Origin of the sequence: Clostridium sp., assembly GCF_047777555.1 — a bacterium.
In the GTDB taxonomy this organism is placed as follows: domain Bacteria; phylum Bacillota; class Clostridia; order Clostridiales; family Clostridiaceae; genus Clostridium_H.
In genome coordinates this window covers 1-22,526 of the sequence record NZ_JBKEEV010000011.1, presented here as the reverse complement: position 1 = coordinate 22,526, position 22,526 = coordinate 1, and the positions used below count along the sequence as shown (strand labels likewise).

At 31.7% G+C, this 22,526-nt stretch carries 22 protein-coding genes and 1 riboswitch; of the genes, 6 read left to right on the top strand and 16 right to left on the bottom strand.

What is annotated here, in order from left to right:
- Nucleotides 1-36 precede the first annotated feature (36 nt).
- The 7 genes from ACFWTK_RS12335 to ribD all read right to left on the bottom strand — a co-directional run bounded on the left by ACFWTK_RS12335 (nucleotide 37) and on the right by ribD (nucleotide 7,073).
- A complete protein-coding gene (locus ACFWTK_RS12335) occupies nucleotides 37-2,061 on the bottom strand; it encodes a methyl-accepting chemotaxis protein (protein ID WP_415876269.1) in 2,025 nt (674 codons plus the stop codon).
- A gap of 212 nt (nucleotides 2,062-2,273) precedes the next feature.
- Nucleotides 2,274-2,795, bottom strand: a complete 522-nt coding sequence (locus ACFWTK_RS12330) for a spore maturation protein (RefSeq protein WP_415876268.1) — start codon at nucleotides 2,793-2,795, stop codon at nucleotides 2,274-2,276.
- A 73-nt stretch (nucleotides 2,796-2,868) separates the two neighbouring features.
- Nucleotides 2,869-3,444, bottom strand: a complete 576-nt coding sequence (locus ACFWTK_RS12325) for a nucleoside recognition domain-containing protein (RefSeq protein ID WP_415876267.1) — start codon at nucleotides 3,442-3,444, stop codon at nucleotides 2,869-2,871.
- 150 nt (nucleotides 3,445-3,594) lie between these two features.
- A complete protein-coding gene (gene ribH, locus ACFWTK_RS12320; protein WP_415876266.1) occupies nucleotides 3,595-4,056 on the bottom strand; it encodes a 6,7-dimethyl-8-ribityllumazine synthase in 462 nt (153 codons plus the stop codon).
- 1 nt (nucleotide 4,057) lies between these two features.
- Nucleotides 4,058-5,299, bottom strand: a complete 1,242-nt coding sequence (locus tag ACFWTK_RS12315) for a bifunctional 3,4-dihydroxy-2-butanone-4-phosphate synthase/GTP cyclohydrolase II (RefSeq protein ID WP_415876265.1) — start codon at nucleotides 5,297-5,299, stop codon at nucleotides 4,058-4,060.
- Between the two features lie 15 nt (nucleotides 5,300-5,314).
- Nucleotides 5,315-5,965 carry a riboflavin synthase gene (locus ACFWTK_RS12310; RefSeq protein ID WP_415876264.1) on the bottom strand — a complete coding sequence of 217 codons (651 nt, stop codon included), beginning with the start codon at nucleotides 5,963-5,965 and terminating at the stop codon, nucleotides 5,315-5,317.
- Nucleotides 5,966-5,972: 7 nt separating this feature from the next.
- A complete protein-coding gene (gene ribD, locus ACFWTK_RS12305) occupies nucleotides 5,973-7,073 on the bottom strand; it encodes a bifunctional diaminohydroxyphosphoribosylaminopyrimidine deaminase/5-amino-6-(5-phosphoribosylamino)uracil reductase RibD (protein WP_415876263.1) in 1,101 nt (366 codons plus the stop codon).
- 272 nt (nucleotides 7,074-7,345) lie between these two features.
- A riboswitch (FMN riboswitch) is annotated at nucleotides 7,346-7,475 on the bottom strand.
- 141 nt (nucleotides 7,476-7,616) lie between these two features.
- Here ribD and ACFWTK_RS12300 point away from each other — a divergent pair.
- Nucleotides 7,617-7,859 (top strand): metal-binding protein, encoded by a 243-nt coding sequence (locus ACFWTK_RS12300; RefSeq protein WP_415876262.1) that lies wholly within the window; start codon nucleotides 7,617-7,619, stop codon nucleotides 7,857-7,859.
- 69 nt (nucleotides 7,860-7,928) lie between these two features.
- On the opposite strand, the gene pepT is transcribed toward ACFWTK_RS12300, so the two are convergent.
- The 4 genes from pepT to ACFWTK_RS12280 all read right to left on the bottom strand — a co-directional run bounded on the left by pepT (nucleotide 7,929) and on the right by ACFWTK_RS12280 (nucleotide 11,413).
- Complete coding sequence (pepT, locus tag ACFWTK_RS12295; RefSeq protein ID WP_415876261.1) at nucleotides 7,929-9,155, bottom strand: peptidase T; 1,227 nt, start codon at nucleotides 9,153-9,155, stop codon at nucleotides 7,929-7,931.
- A gap of 181 nt (nucleotides 9,156-9,336) precedes the next feature.
- Nucleotides 9,337-10,290 carry a DUF6263 family protein gene (locus ACFWTK_RS12290; protein ID WP_415876260.1) on the bottom strand — a complete coding sequence of 318 codons (954 nt, stop codon included), beginning with the start codon at nucleotides 10,288-10,290 and terminating at the stop codon, nucleotides 9,337-9,339.
- Between the two features lie 224 nt (nucleotides 10,291-10,514).
- Complete coding sequence (locus ACFWTK_RS12285) at nucleotides 10,515-11,018, bottom strand: Gx transporter family protein (RefSeq protein WP_415876259.1); 504 nt, start codon at nucleotides 11,016-11,018, stop codon at nucleotides 10,515-10,517.
- 11 nt (nucleotides 11,019-11,029) lie between these two features.
- A complete protein-coding gene (locus ACFWTK_RS12280; protein ID WP_415876258.1) occupies nucleotides 11,030-11,413 on the bottom strand; it encodes a NusG domain II-containing protein in 384 nt (127 codons plus the stop codon).
- A gap of 404 nt (nucleotides 11,414-11,817) precedes the next feature.
- Between ACFWTK_RS12280 and ACFWTK_RS12275 the strand changes: the two genes are divergently transcribed.
- Both ACFWTK_RS12275 and glgD read left to right on the top strand, forming a co-directional pair.
- Nucleotides 11,818-12,978 carry a glucose-1-phosphate adenylyltransferase gene (locus ACFWTK_RS12275; RefSeq protein WP_415876257.1) on the top strand — a complete coding sequence of 387 codons (1,161 nt, stop codon included), beginning with the start codon at nucleotides 11,818-11,820 and terminating at the stop codon, nucleotides 12,976-12,978.
- Nucleotides 12,979-14,109 carry a glucose-1-phosphate adenylyltransferase subunit GlgD gene (gene glgD, locus ACFWTK_RS12270; protein ID WP_415876256.1) on the top strand — a complete coding sequence of 377 codons (1,131 nt, stop codon included), beginning with the start codon at nucleotides 12,979-12,981 and terminating at the stop codon, nucleotides 14,107-14,109.
- Nucleotides 14,110-14,236: 127 nt separating this feature from the next.
- Here the strand turns inward: glgD and ACFWTK_RS12265 are convergent, their stop codons facing one another.
- Together ACFWTK_RS12265 and ACFWTK_RS12260 are read right to left on the bottom strand one after the other, a co-directional pair.
- The gene (locus tag ACFWTK_RS12265; protein ID WP_415876255.1) at nucleotides 14,237-15,688 is read right to left on the bottom strand and encodes a DUF5667 domain-containing protein; all 1,452 of its coding nucleotides are present in this window, start codon (nucleotides 15,686-15,688) and stop codon (nucleotides 14,237-14,239) included.
- 126 nt (nucleotides 15,689-15,814) lie between these two features.
- Entirely contained in the window at nucleotides 15,815-16,378 is a 564-nt protein-coding gene (locus ACFWTK_RS12260) for a hypothetical protein (RefSeq protein WP_415876254.1), read from the bottom strand.
- 272 nt (nucleotides 16,379-16,650) lie between these two features.
- Between ACFWTK_RS12260 and ACFWTK_RS12255 the strand changes: the two genes are divergently transcribed.
- The 3 genes from ACFWTK_RS12255 to ACFWTK_RS12245 are packed head-to-tail and all read left to right on the top strand — an operon-like array spanning nucleotide 16,651 to nucleotide 18,878.
- Nucleotides 16,651-17,343 (top strand): sigma factor, encoded by a 693-nt coding sequence (locus tag ACFWTK_RS12255; RefSeq protein WP_415876253.1) that lies wholly within the window; start codon nucleotides 16,651-16,653, stop codon nucleotides 17,341-17,343.
- Entirely contained in the window at nucleotides 17,336-18,289 is a 954-nt protein-coding gene (locus tag ACFWTK_RS12250) for an anti-sigma factor domain-containing protein (RefSeq protein ID WP_415876252.1), read from the top strand. Before ACFWTK_RS12255 ends, ACFWTK_RS12250 begins: the two co-directional genes overlap by 8 nt.
- A gap of 10 nt (nucleotides 18,290-18,299) precedes the next feature.
- Nucleotides 18,300-18,878, top strand: coding sequence for an anti-sigma-I factor RsgI family protein (locus tag ACFWTK_RS12245; protein WP_415876251.1), 579 nt, complete (start codon nucleotides 18,300-18,302; stop codon nucleotides 18,876-18,878).
- Between the two features lie 54 nt (nucleotides 18,879-18,932).
- Here the strand turns inward: ACFWTK_RS12245 and ACFWTK_RS12240 are convergent, their stop codons facing one another.
- The 3 genes from ACFWTK_RS12240 to ACFWTK_RS12230 all read right to left on the bottom strand — a co-directional run.
- Entirely contained in the window at nucleotides 18,933-20,477 is a 1,545-nt protein-coding gene (locus ACFWTK_RS12240) for an N-acetylglucosaminidase (protein ID WP_415876250.1), read from the bottom strand.
- Between the two features lie 368 nt (nucleotides 20,478-20,845).
- Nucleotides 20,846-21,628: a sugar phosphate isomerase/epimerase family protein gene (locus ACFWTK_RS12235; RefSeq protein WP_415876249.1), complete on the bottom strand. Its 783-nt coding sequence runs from the start codon at nucleotides 21,626-21,628 to the stop codon at nucleotides 20,846-20,848.
- Between the two features lie 94 nt (nucleotides 21,629-21,722).
- Nucleotides 21,723-22,526: ACT domain-containing protein (locus ACFWTK_RS12230; RefSeq protein ID WP_415876248.1), on the bottom strand; the 804-nt coding region annotated here is incomplete at its 5' end.

Below are 22,526 nucleotides of genomic sequence, written 5' to 3'. Positions count from 1 at the left end.
ATTCAAAATTAAGAGGTTATTTTTATATAAACCATTTTACATTTTAAATATTTTTATAGCTTCTGATAAATTCTGTACCATAGAACTCAATCTAGATACAGCATTGTTTAACTCTTGCATTGCTGCTGCCTGTTCCTCTATAGATGCTGATACTTCTTGTGAAGATGCTACTGTTTCTTCGGAAGATGCAGATACATTTTTCATTCCTTCAATAACTTCTTCCTTCTTTTTATTCATACTGGTAAGAATCTTATTTACGTTCTCTATCTTAGTTGTAATATTTTCTATATTCTTTGATATCTTCTCAAAAATGCTTCCCGTTTCATTAACAGATTGAGTTTGCTCTCTCACTGCATCCTTCACATTTATCACAATACTTACCGCATCATTAATCTTAGCTTGTATATCCCTAATAATTTCTTCTATTTGCTTTGCTGAATTAGCTGATTGTTCTGCAAGCTTTCTCACCTCTTCAGCTACTACAGCAAACCCTCTTCCTGCTTCTCCTGCTCTTGCAGCCTCAATAGCCGCATTTAAGGCAAGAAGATTTGTTTGATCTGCTATGCTGCTTATGGTTTCTATTATAACTCCAATATTAGAGGAACTTTCCCTCAAATTCTCCATAATTTTGGAAACCTTTTCAACCTCTTTATCGTTCTCCTCTGTCTTCATGAATAGAGTTCTAACTATGGCTTTTGAACTTACATCGGTCTTTAGAACATCCTGTGAATTAATCTTCATTTCTTCTGAATAATTATTTAGATTTTCTATTTCCTCTCCCACCATAGACATCTTATCTAATACAGTTGCAACGCTCTCAGATTGATCTGAAAATCCCTCTGCTATTTTCTGAACTGTTTTTGCAACTTCATCAACAGATTCCAATGTACTTTTAGATGTATTGACCAAGGCATCTGCTGTGGTTGATGCTATGTCTATAGATGAATTAATTTTCATTACCAATTCTCTTATCTTTCCCGTCATGGAATTAAAACTTCCAGCTAACTTGCCAAGTTCATCCTTTGATTTTATATCTAAAGTTACGGTTAAATCTCCATCAGCTGCATGTCCCATAAGTTCAACTAATTGGTTAATAGGTTTTGTAATTCCATTTGAAATTAGAATTCCAATAATCATTGATATTATTATGGCTATTATGGTTACTATGGATATAACCTTAAGCATATTAATTACAGGTTCATTCATATCACTAACATTTCTTGTTGCTGATAGTATCCAGTTTACTTCTGGAACCACAGTATAAGATTGAACCTTAGTCTCTCCATTATATACGTAGTTTTTAACATCAGACTTTACTTCATTCCCTTGTTTGATAGATTCAACTACTTCCTTAATTACACTGCTCTCTGCAGCTTTCATTATAACTTCTTTATTAGGATGAGATAATATGATTCCTGTTGAATCCACTAAATATGCATATCCTGTACTTCCCACTTTTATATTCTTTAGGTACTTACCAAAATAATCTACATACACAGAATTAACCAAAGTTCCTATTACTGTTCCAACTTCGTCTTTAATAGGTGCAGCAAATATAACTATAGTCTTGCCATCTAATTTTGATATCATAGTATTAGTTACATTCATTTTTCCTTCCATTGCTTTTTTAAAATATTCTTCTTCTCCAATATTTAAGTTCAAAGTTTTAGGATTGCTGCTAGCGAATATAACACCATTAGCATCAGCTATAAATAGTTGTTCATGAAACTCCATTTTATTACACTGCTTCTCAAGCAATTTATTTGCTTCTACGATTTTAGAATAATTAGGAGCTTCAGATTTATTACTCAGTATTTCATGTCTTATCCTAGATGCTTCTACAACTTGCTTATTTTCAGACAATAACTCAGTTTGCTTTTTTTCACCCATTATTAATGAGTAAACCATTTCACTTCCTTGAGCACCCACCATTAGCAAGCTGTCCTTGCTCTGTTTTTCAATTGTTCTTGAGCAAAAAAGATAAGCCGTTATGCTAGTAATTCCTAATGCTATAATCAGTAATAATGATATCATAGTTGGCAATTTCTTTTTTATAGTCATATTTTCCCCTCCATTCATTTACAATGCATTAGTGATGATTCCTATAAATGCAGTAAACCCTAAACTTATATGTAAAAAATTTATAATTATGGTTATTAATATTATACATGTAAAAATACGTACAGTAAATACCACTTTACTTTACAAGTTTTATGGGATAATGCTTGCTAGTTTATTATAAGTATTATCCCTTTTCTATTTTGTTTAAAGCTTTATTTAAACATAATTTTTGCTATACTTACAGCAGCTATTACCGCAGTTAAATCTGCCATAACTGCTGCCCACAATGTATGCCTGACCTTTTTTATATTTATTGCCCCAAAATATACAGTAAGTGTATAAAATATGGTTTCAGTAGATCCTATTATTATAGATGCTACAAGCCCTATGTACGTATCTGCTCCATACTGATTTAGTATATCCATGAATACTCCTTGGGCTCCACTTCCTGATAAAGGTTTTATCATCACTAATGGTACAACCTCTGGAGGCAATCCTATAAGCTTTACTATGGGCTTTACAGCATTTATAAAATATCCTAATGCTCCTGACTCTCTAAAAATTCCAACGGCTATTAGCATAGCAAGTAAGTATGGATATATATTAAAGCACAATTTAAGCCCATCCTTTGCTCCCTCAATAAAGCATTCATACACTTTTACCTTTTTAATCATTCCATATATGACTATAGACCCTATTAGTATTGGTATTATGGAGATTATAAAATAATTCACTATGCTCTCCCCCTAAAATTATATTATGTATTATTAATATTCCTCTAATAATTAATAGAGCAAGCACTGCATTCTAAAAGAACTTCTCTAAAATCTTGCAATATATAATTCCCATAATAGCTGCTGTCCCTGTGGTTATCATGGCTGGTATTATCACAATTCCTGGATTGGTTGAGCCACATGCTGCCCTCATGGATATTATAGATGTGGGAACAAGTTGAATACATGCTGCATTAAGAACTAAAAAAAGTGCCATATCATTAGTTGCAGTATCCTTTTCCGGATTTAACTTTTGAAGCTCCTCCATGGCCTTTATTCCAAAAGGAGTAGCCGCATTAGAAAGCCCCAGCATATTTGAAGTTAAATTCAACAATATGCTGCCCATGGCATCTTTATTCTTTGGCGCATCTTTAAATAGCAATCTCAATATTGGCCTTAAAACTACGGCTATTTTGTCTGTAATACCGCTTTTTTGAGCTATTTTCATTATTCCACTCCATAAACTCATCATTCCTGCTAGTCCAATAACCAATTTTACTGATGCCTCTGTAGAACTTATTACTGATTTTGATAGAACTTCTCCCTTTCCAGTAACTAGTCCAAAAATTATTCCAAAACCTAAAAGGAAAAACCAAATTATATTTATCATCTTCATCACCTCTTCTTCAAATATATTTCACTAGTTTAAATATATGTGACTATATATTTATGTATATTAAAATATTAGAAACAGATTCCAAATCAGTAAAAATCAAAAGCTCTTCTTTTTTCAAAGAAGAGCTTTTGATTATTTATCTTATTAAATTTGCTTTAATAAATTAGACATTTCGATAGCTGTAACAGCAGCTTCATAGCCTTTATTACCAGCTTTAGTTCCTGCTCTTTCTATAGCCTGTTCTATAGTGTCAGTTGTTAACACTCCAAATATTACAGGGACTTCTGTATCAAGAGATACACTAGCAATTCCCTTAGAAACTTCATTAGAAACGTAGTCAAAATGGGCAGTAGCCCCTTTTATAACTGCTCCTAGACATATAACCGCATCATATCTTCCTGACTTCGCCATTTTCTTTGCAGCTAGTGGTATTTCAAAGGCCCCAGGAACCCAAGAAATTTCCACTTCATTTTCTTTAACCCCATGTCTCTTTAATCCATCTAATGCACCAGATAATAATTTGCTTCCTATAAATTCATTAAATCTTCCAACTACTATTCCAAACTTTAACCCTTCTGCGACTAAATTTCCTTCGTAAACTTTCATACTATTTAACCTCCATGACCTTTTTGTTTTTTATATCTTTAAAATTTAATATGTGTCCCATTTTTTCTTTCTTTGTTCTTAAATAGAATTGATTTTTAGGATTACACCCTATCTCTATAGGTACCCTATCCACTATCTCTATTCCATAGCCTGATATTCCTGATATTTTCTTTGGATTATTTGTCATAAGCCTTATTCGTGTTATGCCTAAATCCTTAAGTATTTGTGCTCCTATACCATAATCTCTTAAGTCCTCTGGGAATCCTAAAGCCAGATTAGCTTCTACCGTATCCATTCCCCTATCTTGAAGGTGGTAAGCTTTAATCTTATTTATAAGTCCAATTCCACGTCCTTCTTGCCTCATATAAAGCAATACTCCTCTTCCCTCTTTATTTATAGCCTTTAGAGCTGCAGCTAATTGTTCTCCACAATCGCATCTTAAAGAACCAAGAACATCTCCTGTTAAACATTCAGAATGAACCCTGACCAATAAAGGATCTCCATCATCCACATTTCCTTTAACTAAGGCTATATGCTCTTTCCCAGTTAGCTTGTCCATATATCCAATAATCTCAAACTCTCCATATTTTGTAGGCATTTTCGCACTGCCTCGTCTTTCTATCAATGACTCATTTTTTCTTCTGTAGGCAATTAAATCAGCTATAGTTATGATTTTTAAACCATGTACTTTAACATATTCCATAAGATCAGGCACTCTAGCCATAGTACCGTCTTCATTCATAATCTCACATATAACACCTGCTGGAGAGAGACCTGCCAATCTTGCTAAATCGACAGCAGCTTCAGTATGCCCTGCTCTTTTTAAAACTCCCCCATCCTGTGCTCTTAGAGGAAATACATGTCCAGGGCTTTGAAAATCCTCAGGCCCAGATTTAGGGTTTACAGCTTTTAGTATAGTAGCTGCTCTTTCATAGGCTGAAATTCCTGTGCTGCTTTCTACTGAGTCTATGGATACTGTAAAAGCTGTTTCTTTAGGGTCTGTACTGTTGACAACCATTTGGTCAAGTTTCAATTCTTTAAGTCTATCTTTTGTCATAGGCATACAAATAAGCCCTCTTCCAAACCTTGCCATAAAATTGATAGTTTCTGGAGTCGCCTTCTCTGCAGCCATTAAAAGATCTCCTTCATTTTCTCTATCTTCATCATCTACAACTACAATCATTTTTCCTAACTTAATATCTTCAATAGCTTCCTCTATTGTGTTAAATTTATAATTATTCATTTTCTAAACCTCCATCTATAAGAATCCATTTTCTCTTAAAAATTTTTCATCAATACCGCTTTTACATGAACTTATTTCTCTGCTAACTAGAAGTTTTTCAATATATTTCCCAATCATGTCGCATTCCAAATTAACTTTGTCTCCTACCTTTTTATGAGTTAAAGTAGTTTCTTCCTGAGTATGAGGAATAACAGATACTTTAAATTCATTATCATCAACATAAGCTACAGTAAGACTAACTCCATCGATTGCTATAGAGCCTTTTAAAACCACATATTTTAAAATTTCTGAAGATGCTCCTATACTTGCCCATATAGCATTATCCTCTCTTTTTAGTTCATTAATAATTCCAACACCATCTATATGCCCGCTAACTATATGTCCACCAAGCCTATCTCCTACTTTTAAAGCTCTTTCTAAATTAACCTTATTACCCTTTTGAAGATTTCCTAAATTGCTTCTTCTCATAGTCTCAGCCATAACGTCTACAGTGAAACTACTATCATTAAATTCAGTAACAGTAAGACATACCCCATTTGTACTTATACTGTCACCCAGTTTTACATCTTCTAAGACTTTTTCAGCGTGAATTTTTATCCTTGCAGATTTTCTCCCAATAACTACTGTATCAACTCTCCCAATTTCCTCTACTATTCCTGTAAACACTATATTCTCACCTCTTTATGCAGCCTTCTATCACTACATCCTCATTGAACTGAAACACCTTTGTGTCTTGAAGCTTTATAGCATCATCCATACGCCTTATTCCCATACCTCCAACTGGACTTTTAGCTTCATCTCCTCCAATTATCTTAGGAGATATAAAAGAAATAACTTTATCCACAATGCCTTCATTTAAAGCCGAATAATTTAATGCGGCTCCACCTTCTAACAAAACACTATCTATTCCCATATGTCCTAATGCCTTCATAAGATATTTTAAATCTACTTTGTTATCCTTTATTGAAGTAACTATTATCTCTGCACCCATATCTTTTAAGGCTTTTAGCTTTTCTTTTCTAGCTAACTCTGTAACAGCAATTATAGTTTTTGCGTCAGAATCTTTATTTAAATTTAAAACTCTAGCCTCTAAGGGTATTCTCCCTTTAGTATCAACGATAATCCGAGCACCGTCTCTGCCTTTTTTATTTTTTAATCTTGTTGTTAATAATGGATTATCTTTGAGAACTGTCCCTATTCCAACCATAACCCCAGCCACTCTGTGCCTTATCTCATGAACATATTCTCTGGATAATTCATTACTTATCCATTTTGAATCTCCTGTTACAGTTGCTATTTTGCCATCTAAAGTCATAGCGGTTTTCATAATACAAAATGGCAGCTTTGTTGTTATATATTTGATGAAAATTTCGTTAAGCTTTTTTACATCCTCCTCAAGAACCCCTACTTCTACCTCAATGCCATTTTTCAAAAGTATTTCAATACCCCTACCAGAAACTAATTCATTAGGGTCCTTCATTCCAATTACTACTTTTTTTATTCCGCTTTTTACAATAGCATTGGCACAAGGAGGAGTTTTTCCATAGTGCGAGCAAGGTTCTAAGGTTACATACATTGTTGCCCCTCTAACATCTTCCTTGGCACTTTTTAATGCATTAATCTCTGCATGGGGCCCTCCATATTCCGCATGATACCCTTCTCCTATAATTCTGTTATTCTTAACAATAACAGCACCTACTAAAGGATTAGGGTAAGTATAACCAATGCCCTTTTTTGATAGTTCAATGGCCCTTTTCATATAATGGCAATCCACTTAACCACCTCCGATTAAATAAACACATAGTTTAGTAAAATAAAGTTGTACATTCCTAAAGGGATTTATCTGGAAGAAACCCATGAATTAATAGACATGAATATAAATAAATATAAATGAATATACTGATTTCTATTTTTATCTTAATAACCAACAAAGCCCTGAAAATTAAAAATAATTTTCAGGGCTAATTAAAATACCATAATTAATACATGTACAAAAAACTATCAAGACAAATAAATGTCAATGATAATACACATAAAAATAGAATATCAATCCGATTCTTCCATCCAGACTTTACTGTCGGTCCTGGAGTCTCACCAGATCTGCTGCAGTAATCGCTCACTACAGCTCGCGGACTATACCGCCGGTCGGGAATTTCACCCTGCCCTGAAGGATTAGATATACATTATTAAATTGTTTACAATATAAAATTATCACTATTTTATCTCTCTGTCAACAGTAAGATTTATACCTTGTTTTTATATTTTTTAAGTGATACCATTAAGTATATCTAGTTATTCAATAGTTTGGAGGACAAAAATGGTAATACGTGATATTATGAAATATATCGAAAGTGAGTACAAAATTATTAATTCTACTCCTTGTGAAATTTGTGGTAGTTCTTATATAGCCAAAGACTTAGAGATTCATATTATAGATAACATGTCTTATGATGTTTGTATATGTTCTTGCCCAGAATGTGGTCATGAAAAGACCTTTTCATTCCGCGCTCCATTTATAGATGATGATTTATCTAAAACACTTAAGAAAACCATAAATTAATAATAAAAAAGGACTTTAACTTATAATTTGAGTCAAAGTCCTTTTTCTTTTTAGATTATTATTTTTTACTTAATTATTAGTATATATATCTATAATTTTTAAGATTACCTCTACAGCCTTTTCCATTGCAAAAGTCGGTATGAATTCATATTTTCCATGGAAGTTATGTCCACCAGTAAATAGGTTTGGTGTTGGAAGTCCCATAAATGAAAGCCTAGCTCCATCTGTACCTCCTCTTATAGGTGTAACTTTTGGAGTAACACCAACTTCCTCCATAGCTTTAAATGCAGTGTCTACTATATGTTTAACAGGCTCTACTTTTTCTTTCATGTTATAGTATTGGTCCTTCATTTCTAGTATAACTGTGCCCTCACCATACTTTTTGTTTAACTCAGATACTACATTAGCCATAGTATTTTTTCTTTCTTCAAATTTAGCCATATCAAAATCTCTTATTATATATTGAAGTTTTGTTTCTTCAACTTCTCCATTAAATCCTACAAGATGGTAAAATCCTTCATAGCCTTCTGTAAGCTCTGGGACTTCTTGTTTTGGAAGCATTCCCACAAGTTCACTTGCAATAAGCATAGAGTTTATCATCTTTCCTTTTGCAGAACCAGGGTGGACATTTCTTCCTTTAACTACTATTTTAGCTGCAGCAGCATTGAAGTTCTCATATTCAAGTTCTCCTACTGCTCCTCCATCTACAGTATAAGCAAAATCTGCATTGAACTTTTTAACATCAAAATAATCTGCTCCTCTGCCAACCTCTTCATCTGGAGTAAATCCTACCTTTATAGTTCCATGCTTTATTTCAGGGTGCTTCATTAAATATTCAACAGCTGTAACTATTTCTGCAATTCCAGCCTTATCATCTGCACCTAATAGTGTAGTTCCATCTGTAGTAATCAAAGTCTTTCCCTTATATTCCTTTATTTCTGGGAAGTCTGTAGCCCTTAGCACAACATTATTCTCTTTGTTAAGTACAATATCTCCACCATCATAGTTTTCTACAAATTGAGGATTTACATTCTCCCCACTCATATCAGGTGATGTATCCATATGAGCAATAAATCCAATAGTAGGAACCTGTTTTTCTATATTTGATGGAACTGTTGCCATTATATAGCCCTTATCATCTACAGATGCGTCACTTAAACCGATTTCTTTTAATTCCTTCACTAATTCCTTTGCAAAAACCATCTGTCCTTTGGTGCTTGGAACAGTGCTTGATTCTTCATCAGACTTAGTATCAAACTTCACATATCTTAAAAATCTTTCTACTACGTTTTCCATAAATATCTCTCCTTTAATACAATCCTTCTAGTCAAGGCTATATGAAATTAAGCCATGTTTTAGCAAGTTCTACTATAATTATAAGTTCATACTCTATTATTTACAACTGTCCCTTATATACGTATAAAAATCGCCTTTTCTTTAGAGTATTAAGCCAAGAAATTCTATTTTTTAAATCATTTTACTGCCTTAGTACATTAACTGTTATTTTCTCTTCAACGGTAATAGGGTATATTTGAGGTCCCATATTAGGATCATCTGATGCATACTTTACTCTTCCAGAATATTTATTTTCCATTTCAGCTCTTTTTATTAGCCCTGTGTCCTCATTAACACTTATGTTTCCTTTTTGTTCCCCAGTTATTTCTTCATAAGTTATCTTTATATTATTAATAATAATAGGCTCTGCATTCTCCTTACTTTTAATTTTTCCCTCTACTGTAATTTCCGAAGTTCCATCAGCAGTATCTTTTAATTTATACTCACTTCCGGCTTCAACTGGAAACCTATCCGATACTTCTACTCTTTGCTTCCATGTATCCCCCATCTTTACTTCCTTCTCAGGATAAAAGGAGCTTATTCTCTCTATCCTTTTTGTTAATTCTTCATCTCCAAAGTTTTGTTTCATATCTTCTTTTATTTCTTTCCTCTCATTTTCATCTTTTATATTCAATTCATCTAAAACTCCTTTTACTAGCTCATCCATCCCTATTATTTGCTTTACCTTCCCATACTCTCCTATCTTTACCTTAAAGCTTTTTCCTATAAGGGTAGAATATATCTTTGATAATTTGTCTGTATCCTTAGCCATAGTTGGTGAATTATTTATGAGTGTTTGTCCATTCTCCATAGTATTCTTTATGTTTATAGAATCAAAAGTAACCTTAATTTCAGCATTTTTATTATCATCAACATTAGTTACATGACATAAATAAGATGTTTTAACTTTTGACTCCGTTTCTATTTTTTCTCCTGCCACATTGTAAACTACTTTTTCGGTTCTATCTGTCTCTAATTTATATGAATCTCCCTTTTTTAGGTGTAGTAATAGGCCTACAGATTTTTGCATGCAGCCTGAAAAGATGATGCTTAAACTTAGAAAAAAAACACACAGTATTTTCATTCGTTTTTTCATAAAACTTCCTCCTTACATATAGGCTTATATATAGTGTTCCATGTATTTTAAATTTTAATAAACTTTATTCTAAAATAATTAGTCAAACTCAAATATATATTTTAAAACCTTTATACAATATTTTAGAAAATTTCTAATAAAATCTCCAAAAATAAAAAAGCATATTGTAAGAAAATCATTGTTTCCTTATAACATGCTTTAAAATAAAATAGTCTTTAATTTTTTTATAAAGTTATTCTTTTTATAAAAGGTAAAAGATACTTTGCTGTTAATCCTACAAAAAATCCTGTTCCTATAGCGGCTACTAAAAGAATAGGCAAATACGTAACTATCATAGCATTTTCAATTACAAGCCCTGCCACTATAACCTGACCTATATTATGAAATACAGCTCCAACTATACTTATACCTATAATACTTACATTGTCCTTACCTAACTTCTTCATGACATACATAGCTAAAAAGCTTAAAATTCCGCCTGCTATACTATATAAGAAATTAGATAATGTTCCTCCTAAAAGAGTAGCCATTATTATCCTTAAAACTATTATAAGAAATACCTCTTTAAAGCTAAAGATATATAACCCTATCAATGTAATAATGTTGGTTAATCCAAGCTTTGCTCCTGGTGCTATAAACGGCACAGGAAGCATTCTTTCAAAAATGTGCAAAACTAATCCTTGAGCTACTAGCAGTGATATCGCTGTTAACTTTTGTGTTTTTCTCATCATACTACTCCTTATTGAGATATTATGTCTACATCAGAATTGCCACCCTGTCCTTTTATTTCTATAACTACCTTATGAGGCAGACATACTAATACATCCCCCGGGTTTTCCTTAAATCCATCTTTAATGCATATTTTATCTGGGCAATCTGCATCTATGATTCTTACTCCTCCTTTATCTATTTCTATAATATTTTCTCCTAAATCTGTTTTTATGTTTATTATTTCTTTCGGTTTAGATTTATCTAATGTAACCGTTTTATAGAGCTCTCCTTTTACTTTAATTTCAGCATACTTTTTATCATATTTTTTGCTGTAGTTAAGCTTCATAATGACTCCAGAAACTACTGCTACTAAAACAAAAACTATAATTATTATTTTGTCAAATTTTTTCATAAGCTAATTCTCCTTTCAAGGGGAATAAAATAAAATACATATATATTATATATCTATGTTAACCATATTTAAATGGTAGTTTTCAATATAGTAGTTATGTTTTACTACCATAATATGATAAAACTACTATTCATGGACCAAATGAGTATAAATAATGAAGAATTTTCCATTAGTAAATGTATACATCTCCTACCTTAGGAATTTTTCGTCTTGAATTAATTTCCAAATTATTGTAATATATAATAAGATTGTAATATTTTTCCTAAATATATGGTAGTTTTTAAACTATTACTTTATATCGCTTATAAAACTAACTACACACTAAAAATCTAGATAATTTATAGTTCCGCAGCGAACTAATTATTGTCCAATAAGCTTATACTAATCAAATGGTGGTGAAATCAATGATGAAAAAAGAAATGTTAGCTATGATTCTAGCTGGCGGACAAGGTACTAGACTTAAGGCGTTGACTAAAAATAACGCTAAGCCTGCAGTACCTTTTGGAGGTAAATACAGAATAATAGACTTTACCTTAAGTAACTGCTCTAACTCCGGAATAGATACTATCGGCGTTCTAACTCAATATCAACCTCATATCTTAAATTCCCACATTGGCATTGGAAGTCCATGGGATTTAGATAGAAACAGCGGCGGAGTAACTATACTTCCTCCTCACATAGGAAACTATGGAGGTAATTGGTACAGCGGCACTGCAGATGCTATATATCAAAATCTACATTTTGTTGATAAATATGAACCAGAATATCTATTGGTTCTTTCCGGAGATCATATTTATAAAATGGACTACTCTAAAATGCTTAAGTTCCACAAAGAAAAAAATGCTGATACTACAATTGCAGTTATAGATGTACCTATAGAAGAAGCAAGTAGATTTGGAATAATGAATACAGATGATAATGATAAAATATTTGAATTTGAAGAAAAACCAAAGTTTCCAAAGAATAATAAGGCCTCTATGGGAATATATATTTTTAATTGGAAGATTCTTAGAAAGTCCCTTATAGAAGATGCTAAAGATAAGACTTCAAGTCATGATTTTGGTAAAAATATTATTCCTAAGCTTTTGAACTCAGGCTACAATCTTTATGCATACTCATTTAATGGTTACTGGAAAGATGTAGGTACAGTAGAAAGCTTGTGGGAAGCTAATATGGATTTATTAAATCCAGAAAACACACTAAACATTTTCGACAAGGACTGGAAAATATATTCCGTTACTCCTACTAAACCTCCTCAATATATAGGTAATGATGCTAAAATACATAATTCTCTTATAGTTGAAGGATGCACTGTATTTGGTACAGTAAAAAATTCTATATTATTCCCTGGAGTTTATGTAGGTAAAAACAGCGTTATAGAGGGATCTGTGATTATGCCTAATACAAAAATAGGTGAGAATGTTATAATACGCAAGTGTATAATTGGCAGTAGATCTGTTATAAGAAAAAACAGTATACTAGGAAGTTCTGAAGATATAACCCTTATCGGTGATGATGCAGAAATAAAATCAAATTCAGTAATTAGAAATCTTGGGGGTGAGTAAATGATTAAAGATTATATGGGAATTATAAGCCTAAACGAAGAAGATGATCATATAAAAAGTTTGACTGGTAATAGACCTTTAGCCGCAGTGCCTATTGGTGGAAGATATAGATTAATAGATTTTGTTCTTTCAAACATGGTGAATGCTGGGATTACAAATATAGGAATTTTCACTCAAGAAAATTCCAGATCACTACTTGACCATCTTGAATCTGGTAAGCCTTGGGATTTGAACAGAAGAATTAATGGGCTTTTTTTATTTAACTTTAATTTCACATCATATCCTAAAACTAATGATATTTATCTTTTAAAAGATAATATAGATTATCTCTATAGAAGTAAACAAAATAATGTAATATTTTCTTCTTCTAATATGATATGCAATTTAGATTACACTAAAGCCATAAATTTTCACGAAGCACAGAATGCAGACATAACTATAATATACAAGAGTGTAAATAATGCAGATAGTAGTTTTATAAATTGTAATACTCTAAACCTTGACTCTAATAATGTTATAAGTGTTGGCAAAAATGTTGGTATCAAGCCTACATGCAATATATCTACAGATATGTTCATAATGAGCAAGTCAACCTTGATAAATCTTCTTAATGAATGCATATCTACAGGATACTATAATTCCATAAAAGATTGCGTTTATTCTAACACTGCTTCTTTAAATATAAAGGGTTATGAGTTTAATGGATACTTAGAGTGTATAAATTCTATAAATTCATACTATAAAGTTAATATGGATATGCTAAATCCAAAGATTAATAGAGAATTATTTTTTGGTACTGGTGCTATTTATACTAAAGTTACGGACGCACCTCCTACTAAGTATGAAGAAGGCTCTAAGGTGTCAAATTGTTTAATAGCTAACGGATGTATCATAGAAGGTTTTGTAAGAAATAGTGTAATTTCAAGAAGAGTGAGAATTCACAAAGGCGCTCAATTAGATGGATGTATAATACTTCCTAATTGTGAAATCAAGGAAAATGCTAAGCTTTGTGGAGTAATAATTGACAAAAACGTAGTGATTGAGAAAAGCAAGGAACTTAAGGGAGATGCGCAATTCCCTGTAGTCATTGAGAAAAATCCATATCCTTATTCTCTTTTAAAACATGCATAGAGAAGTGGAGAGTGGAGAAGTTTAGAGAGTGTAGGGAGTTTAGAATAAAAAAACTAAGAGAACCATGGGTGGTTGGTTCTCTTAGTTTTTATATATTATTTTGTGCGATGATGGCAATTTAAAAAAGTTATTTGTTTTTGTTTCCTTTAACTTTATTTGATTTTTCTTTTTTAACTTCTTTTTTCTTTTCTTTTAAACTTTTGTTTATATTTTTTTTATTTATCTCTTTTTTAGCATTTTTTAATTTTTCCTTTTTTACTGCTTCTGTTGTTTTTGTTGTAGTGTTATTCTTTTTATCTATTTTATCTACTTTTTTTATAACCTTCTTTAGTTGACCATTTCCATTGTTTGTTTTAACTGCTTTTAGAGCTTCTTTAGCTTCCTCTTTTGTGATATTTCCTTCTTTAACTTCTTTATGTAAGTCTTTTTTCAATTCCTTATTTAATTGTTTTACTTCTTTATTAATTGCTTTAGTGCTTACAAAAGCTGTTTTAAAAGCTGCTTTGGAATCAGCAAATTTTTCGGAGCTGACTTTTAGAGCATCCTCTGCACTCTTAATAGATTCTTCGTTACCTGTTTTCTTTACCTCTTTAACTTTAGCAATACCTTGAACTACTTCTTTTTTAACTATATTTAATTCATGTCTTTTTTCCATCATTTCAATCATAGCTTCTTTTTTAGCTGTTTGCATTTCAATTACAGATGCAATTGTCTCTTTAGCTTTATCAGAAACTTTTTCTTGTACAACCTTCAATACCTCTATAGCCTTCTCTTGCTTTGCAACTACCTTTGCTTCTAGTTCTTTTAGCTCTTTATCTTTTTCTTCATCTACCTGTATCTCTTCTTTACTAACCTCTTCTGAAGTTTTTTCTTCGCTAGTTGAATTTTGCTCTGTAGTTGTTTCAGTTGATTCGCTCTCATCTGCTGTTGTATTTTCTGTAGACTTATTTTCTTCAGCCTCTGCGTTTTCATTAGTTGAAGTTTCTTCTGCTGTATCATTATTAGATGCAGTTGTTTCTTCTGTATTAGCCTCTTGTGACACGTTAGCTTCACTGTTATTTGTAGTTTCATCTACAATCGGATTTTCTGCTGTAGTATCTTTAGCTTCTTCTGTTATATCTGTAGGTTGTGCATCTTTCGAAGCTGTTTCATCTTCTGTAGTTGTTTCCTCTTTTGTAGTTGCTTCGTCTTTTTCAATTGTTTCTTCTTTTGAACTTCCTACTATCCCTTCTCCTTCAGTTTGCGCTATTATTTGTTGAAGTATTTCGTTAGCTGTTGTCATATTACTGCTGTACGCATCAATAGCTCCTTGAGCTAAATCTTCCTTTCCTGATTCAGCCATAACCTGTGATTCTGCAATTCTCTCTGCAGCTATACCTGTTAGTACCTCTACCTTTGCTTTCCCAGTAAAAGTTATAGCTAACTTTACATTTTCTAAAGCTTTATCTACACCGTATAAAACACTATCTGGAGTAATCCCTGCAGTATCTTTTAAAGATTCCACTCCATCTGCTAAAGCAGTTCCTCCAATATTAGAAAGCATGGCCATTGTTATTAAAAATATCTTTAGCTTCTTCATAGTTTCTTCCTCCTGTTTTTCCTATCGTGTTTTTCTGTATATATATACGGGTGGATTTTCTGTTTTAGGGGGGTGTCAAAAAAAATTGTGGAATTTTTAGCTAGAGTGGCAAGTTACAGATTTATATTATTCTATTGTCATAAAAAAGCTAAAAGCATCCTTTGTAAGACCATCTACATTTACTCTATTTTTTACATTTCTTATATGATATATTTGATTTTCATAGTCCTTTGCCTTGTTATCACAAACATAGGCATAATCATAGCTGCCTTCCTTAACCCACCCCATAAATATATAAGTATGAGTTGGCTTACCCTTTTTATTTCCCTTATGATCTGTTGTAAAAACTATATCACCAGGCTTCAGTTTTTTGAAATTATAATTTTTCTTCCAGCCTTCCTTTTCTAAGATGGAAATAAGTTGAGTAGTATTTGCAGTTTCTTTTGGTATGAAGTAATCATTTTTTCTTAAAACCTCTGATACAAAATAAACACAGCTATTTTTAGAGCTTCCATGATTTAAAGCCACTGCATCTGCGAACACCGCCTTCTGATTTTTCTCTACCTTAAGAAAGTTATAAATACTTTCTCTAAGAAATAACTTATTTGTTTTCTTATGCATACTGCTAAACACACTAAAGGCTATTAAAGCTAAAATGACAATCTTTATTATTGATTTTACCTTCTTCACCTAATATTCCTCTCTTTCAAATTGCTTTTAGATAACTATATTCATCTACAATTATATAAAAAAGATTTTACAAATAAGCTAATATAATTCTTACAATTTTCTTAAGAATTTAAAGAGAGATAATGCCTTTATAATTGCTTATAAATTTATTTAATAAACTTTTTTGGTAAAACCTTCAGCCTGTCCACCCCCTTAAATATAGTATAAAATACGTATATATATAAAGAGTTATTATACATTAAATCACACTTAGATGAAAAAGAGGTGATGCAGTGAACATAGCAGAATTAATGAAAAAAAACAGAGATAGATTTATAGAAGAAAATAAAAAATTTATATATAATGCAGCTTATAAAACTTGTAAAAGAAATTTAGACTGGGCTAACGATGAAGAACTTAGCATTGCTCTTATTGCCTTTAACAATGCTTGTAATAACTATAACGAAAAAAAAGGTAATTTTTTCAGCTATACATATGTTATAATAAAAAATTCTCTTATAGATTTCTTTAGGAAGTCCAAAAATACCCCTTATTTATTATTTGATGACGCCACTAATGAAATCGATGAGGATAACTACCTAGATTATAAAGTTTCTCTCAATCAATATGAAATAGATGTTGAAAATCAAAAAAGGGCTGAGGAAATTGCCCTTTTTTCTAAGGAACTTGCAAAATATAAATTAAGCTTTAGTGACCTTGTAAAATCTTCTCCATCTCATATAGATACGAGAAATAATCTTTTGAATTTAGCTTTAACCTGTTCAAATAATGAAGAAATTTTAAGATATATAAAAGACAAGCATCTTCTTCCTGTAAGTCAAATAGCCTTGCTTACTGGAACAAGAAAAAAGTACATAGAAAAATGGCGAAGATATCTGCTTACTTTAATACTGATACTCTCTAGTAACGAGTACCCTTATATAAAATCTTACCTAAATATAAAGGTTGGTGAAAATAATGTTTGATAAAACTGGAATAGTCATGGAGATAAAAAATAAAAAAGCACGTATCTTGACTCCTAGTGGTGAGTTTGCAGAAGTTAAAATTAAAGGGACTGTCCCTGCGATTGGAAGCACATACACAGGGACTCAGACTATGAAAATCCCTTTTTATAAATATGCAGCTGCTGCAGCTTGTCTTATTATATCCGTATCTACAGGAGGAGCTGCATATGCTTATTATACACCTACTGCATCCGTAACTTTAAATACCGATTTAGAGCTTAAATTAAATAGATGGAATAAAATAATAAAAGCTTTACCGTTAAATGAAAACGGAAAGGAATTATTAAGTTCTATGGACTTAGAGAATAGAAATGTTAATGATGGACTATGCCTCATTATAGAAAAATCTGAACCAAATGTATCAAAGATTTCTCTAGATATTACTTCTAAAAAAGATAAGCCAGTAGATTTGTCCAGCTTTAAGGATTCTTCCAAGGAAAAAAAATTAGATGTTCAAATTAATTATAACAAAAGCTCTAGTCCAACTTCTCCTAAATCTGATATAATAATAGGAGATGATAAAAATACAGGTAATTCAAAGGGTAAAAATAGGAAAGGTGCTTTGAAGACAAATTCTAATTCTAGCAGTTCATCAAATAATAAAGTGCAGCAAAAGAAGCTGAATTCTACTAACTCTTCTAAGGGAAATAAAGCTTACAACAGCTCTAATAAGCTTAATATTTCTAACAACAAAAATATACCTAAGAATTTAAAGAACGGTTCTAAAGATAAACTAAAAAATAGCCTTAAAGATAATTCTAAAATAAAATCTAAAAATAATAATCTTCTTAATAAAGGGATAAAGGCTAAAAACTTAAAGAGTATCTTTAAATTTAAAAATGCTAATAGCAAAAATAAAAACACTTATAATCAAAAGAATTCTAAGGCAAGATATAAATCTAAGTAGGTGACTATGGATGAAAAAAAAGACTGGTGTAGTTGTAAAAGTTGATAAGAATTATGTCTGCATAAGGACCATACATGGTGAATTTTACAATGTAAAACTTCAAGACTACGTCCCAAAGATTGGAGATATATATTCTGGTCCTACAGCAGCTCCAAATTCAGTTAGACGCATTATCTTTATAGGACTTATAGCATTATTAATTTTATTTGGAAGAAATATTTATAATCATTTTGGTCCTTCAACTACTGTTATAGTAAGCATACCTCCTACTCTACAGCTAAAGGTTAGCAGCTTGGATAGAATAATCAGTGTTAAAGCTGTCCATTCATCAAGTAGAACCTTAGTTGAATCCTTAAATTTAAAAAATAAATCTTTGGACAAGGGTCTTGAAATGATTTTCAATGAAGCTAAAAACCAAAATATTATAAATCAAAAATACATAGACAATAACGGCACTATTACTATTTATATTTCGGGCAAAAATGGAAAGGACATTGACCTATCTACTTTCATAAAATATGCTAATGAAAGAAAAGTGGATTGTCAAGTAAACTATGATGGAACGGACCTTCTAAATCATGAATACTAATCTAAATAAAAGTTTCAGGGTCAAAACACCATGTTGTGTTCTGACCCTGAATTTTTATTTAAGCTGCGGTATTTCAAATATAGGCTTTACGTCTTTACATTGTTCTATGATCTTAGAAAAGTTTATTCTGGCAATTTGCTTTCTCACCCAGCCTACATCTGTAGCATATTGATGCCATCTTAAATTGTAATTCCATCTCATTTTATAAATAGTATCTTGATTGTATTTAGGATTGCTTATATAGTCATTGCTTATATATTTGGCTCCACCTAATATTGCCTTGTCTACAGTAAACCATCCCTGCTTATATGCATATTCAGAACCATACTTTACAGGATTGCTGTCTATAGCCTTTATTCCAAACATATTATACACCTTTTGAGGTTTTTCCAGCTTAACTCCATCTACTGAGGTTACATCTACTCCAGTAGCTAAAGTTGATGTTCCATTGCCTGTTTCTAATAATGCATGTCCAATTAAATAAATTGGGTTTATATTATTCTCTTTTGCTGCTTGTAAAAATACTGCTCCTTTTCCTTCTAAAACACCTTTTCCACTTAATATGGTATTTAAGTCACTAGCAGGAATCTCCATGTAGCTTAGTTTTAAAAATGCATCCTTGTAGTATTCATCTAAAAAGTTATATGGATTCATGTAGTATTTTATAATTTCTTTGCTAGGTTTCATCCAGCCAGTTTTTTCACTATAAGCTGGCGCGCCCTCTGAGTACTCCTCAAGAGCCGCTTCCTCTAAAGTTTTATCGTATTTTACATATGATATAACAGCATTAGAAGAACTGTCCTTAGTTATATCCTTATCTATAACTCTAAAATATGTAGAATAATAGTTATCAAAATCAGTGTTAGTGTCTTTATTTTGTCCAACTCTTCCTTTACCCTTTATATATACTAAAAGCTTGTACTTTCCTGTATCAAATCCATCTTGTTTCGTAAAAATATATGGAGTTGATGAGCCAAAGATATTTGAGTATCCCTTAGTAAGCTCTATATATGAGGGATTAAAATAAGAATTAGGGTTATCATAGGTCTCATCTGGGTACTTAAATAAATAAACCCTATATTGCACATCTTCTGAAGCAGCTGGAGAAATTCTAAAGCTTGTCCCTTTATTTTGTAATATGGGTTGATTTAAAATCTCAATACCTTTGATACTTGGTAAAGATGTGTAGTTTGTTGAATCTTCATATTGATTAGAAGTAGTAAAATTCATTGTAGTTACTTTGGATAAATTTTTCCCATTCTTATTTTTTATAGCCTTGCTTAATTGAAGGGAATAGGTTTCACCTGGCACATATCCCCCTGTTGGTGGCTGTATGGTTATTGTTTTTGAATCTTTCCCTGGCATTACGGTTACCTTTATATTGTTGCCTTTACTGTCCTTAACCAGTATATTTTCACCATTTATTGTACTTTTATCTAATTCTAAATTAAACTTTGCTATCCAAGGCTTTGTTATACTTACTCCTTGTTTTGCAGGCATGTTAACAACATCTTCACCTGCAGCAAAAGCCGCTATAGGCATAGATGAGAATAAAGCAGCAATCATCACTGTTTTTGCTATATCTAATACTCGCCTCACTTTAACCCCCCCTGTAAAATCAATCATTTATTCCTATCTTTATTTATTATCGATTGTTAATGATACTTTTTAATATGATGCTGTGTAAATAATGTCAAATTTCTTATTTCCTCCATAAGCTTAATTTAAATATAAAGTAATAACTTTCATCTCCTTCCTAAATAATTCTTTACATCTATTTCAATTTTACCACTAATGTAGTACCTCTTCTATAAAAATCTTCTAATAGTCCTTGTTTTTGTCCGCTTATTTTTACATTTTATGAAAAATAAAAATCCGTATGAAATTTGCATTTATGAAAGCTTTTTATTCTTGTTTAATGCTTTCTAAAATACAAATCACATACGGAATATTAAATTTCTATAACTTTAGTTTAATTGTACAGCCGACTCTACGGCTTTCTCTCTTGGTCTTACTTCTATAATATATATGATATCGCTATTCTTCATCTTTTCAAAATGCCACTTAAAATCCACATTTCCCTGCCCTATAACTTGATGATCACTTGAACCATTATTATCATGAAGATGACAAGTTCTTATTCTATCTAAGTGTCTTAAGAAAAATTCAACTTCATTATACTTGTTCTCATAGGAATGTCCTATATCCCAGGTTAAAAATAAGTCTTTCTCTTTAGATATCATTTCATCTAAAGCTTCTTGGACTAGCTTTTGAGGAAAACGTCCTGAGTTTTCAATGCAAAGCTTCACTTTCCCTTTAGAATAATCTATAAGCTTTTTTAAGCTATCATCTAAAACCTTTTTAAAATCATCATAAAAAAGCTCATCCATATACACTTTTCTATCTGTTAAAGTAAAGCAAACCGCTCCGCCAATATGCATGGTAAGCCTGCTAGCTCCTAAATCATATGCAAAATCCATTACCTCTTTAAGCCTTGCTATTCCAGCTTCTCTCATACCCTTTTGAAGTTGAAGAAGAGAAATATCCTCTGGGGCATGGAACGTAAGCTCTATTCCTTTTTCCTTGGCATATTCTTTTACTTTCTTTCTTTCATTAGTATCAAATCTCTCTGGGAAAAATATAGGCATATTTATATTAAGCTCCACAGCACTAAATTTATTATTATATGCATAGTCTATGGTATCATAAATATTCTTCTCTCCTGCTGAAGCTGCATACCCTATCTTCATAAAATCACCTTCATTTCCTAAACTACCGTTTATCCCTTCTCTAATTCTAAACTAAGCAAAGCGCCTAAACTGATCCAAGTGCTCCACTTGCGCTTTATAATATAATAGTCTTTGCTTCAATTACATTTTCTAGCTGCTTAAACTTATCAAGAGATTCCTTTGAAATCTCACTATCTACGTTAAGAATCATAATAGCCATTTCTCCCTTTACTTTTCTTCCAACCTGCATAGTTGCAACATTTATATTTTCCTGACCAACGATTGTTCCTACTTGACCTATAACTCCAGGTACATCTTTGTTTTTTACAAATAACATATATTCACTTGGCTTCACATCTACCTCATAGCCCTCTATTTCAACAAGCTTACCTTCCTGCTTATTAGATACTGTACCTGATAGGGTAAACTTTTCTCCTGCGTTATTGGTTATCTTTATTGTGATTAAGCTTGAATAATTATTATAATGCTCTTTCATCTTTTGCCTTCTTATACTTATGCCGCTTTGCTCTGCTGTCATTTTAGCATTAATATAATTTACTCTATCATTGTTTACTTGTTCCAAAAGTCCTTTTAAGAAAGCAATTTCTAGCATTTCTGTATCAAATTTAACTATATCTCCCCAATATACTATATTTACATTTTTAACAGGATAGCTATTTAATTGATAATATAATTTACCTAGCTTTTCCATAAGTTCAATATAAGGTCTCATTGCTTTAAGCTCATCTGTTGCAATTCCAGGAAGATTAACGGCATTAGGTACAATCTCTCCTTTTATTCCTTTAATGACCTGCTCTGCTATAGTAACTCCCACATTCTGTTGAGCTTCTACAGTAGTAGCCCCTATATGCGGAGTTACAGTAACATTTTTAAATTCATAAAGAGGAGATTCATATCT

Excerpts from the sequence above, each read along its gene's own strand:
- ACFWTK_RS12335 (WP_415876269.1), bottom strand. The coding sequence starts at position 2,061 with ATGACTATAAAAAAGAAATTGCCAACTATGATATCATTATTACTGATT.
- ACFWTK_RS12325 (WP_415876267.1), bottom strand. The coding sequence starts at position 3,444 with ATGATAAATATAATTTGGTTTTTCCTTTTAGGTTTTGGAATAATTTTT.
- ribH (WP_415876266.1), bottom strand. The coding sequence starts at position 4,056 with ATGAAAGTTTACGAAGGAAATTTAGTCGCAGAAGGGTTAAAGTTTGGA.
- ACFWTK_RS12315 (WP_415876265.1), bottom strand. The coding sequence starts at position 5,299 with ATGAATAATTATAAATTTAACACAATAGAGGAAGCTATTGAAGATATT.
- ACFWTK_RS12300 (WP_415876262.1), top strand. The coding sequence starts at position 7,617 with ATGGTAATACGTGATATTATGAAATATATCGAAAGTGAGTACAAAATT.
- pepT (WP_415876261.1), bottom strand. The coding sequence starts at position 9,155 with ATGGAAAACGTAGTAGAAAGATTTTTAAGATATGTGAAGTTTGATACT.
- ACFWTK_RS12290 (WP_415876260.1), bottom strand. The coding sequence starts at position 10,290 with ATGAAAAAACGAATGAAAATACTGTGTGTTTTTTTTCTAAGTTTAAGC.
- ACFWTK_RS12285 (WP_415876259.1), bottom strand. The coding sequence starts at position 11,018 with ATGAGAAAAACACAAAAGTTAACAGCGATATCACTGCTAGTAGCTCAA.
- ACFWTK_RS12280 (WP_415876258.1), bottom strand. The coding sequence starts at position 11,413 with ATGAAAAAATTTGACAAAATAATAATTATAGTTTTTGTTTTAGTAGCA.
- ACFWTK_RS12275 (WP_415876257.1), top strand. The coding sequence starts at position 11,818 with ATGATGAAAAAAGAAATGTTAGCTATGATTCTAGCTGGCGGACAAGGT.
- glgD (WP_415876256.1), top strand. The coding sequence starts at position 12,979 with ATGATTAAAGATTATATGGGAATTATAAGCCTAAACGAAGAAGATGAT.
- ACFWTK_RS12265 (WP_415876255.1), bottom strand. The coding sequence starts at position 15,688 with ATGAAGAAGCTAAAGATATTTTTAATAACAATGGCCATGCTTTCTAAT.
- ACFWTK_RS12250 (WP_415876252.1), top strand. The coding sequence starts at position 17,336 with ATGTTTGATAAAACTGGAATAGTCATGGAGATAAAAAATAAAAAAGCA.
- ACFWTK_RS12245 (WP_415876251.1), top strand. The coding sequence starts at position 18,300 with ATGAAAAAAAAGACTGGTGTAGTTGTAAAAGTTGATAAGAATTATGTC.
- ACFWTK_RS12235 (WP_415876249.1), bottom strand. The coding sequence starts at position 21,628 with ATGAAGATAGGGTATGCAGCTTCAGCAGGAGAGAAGAATATTTATGAT.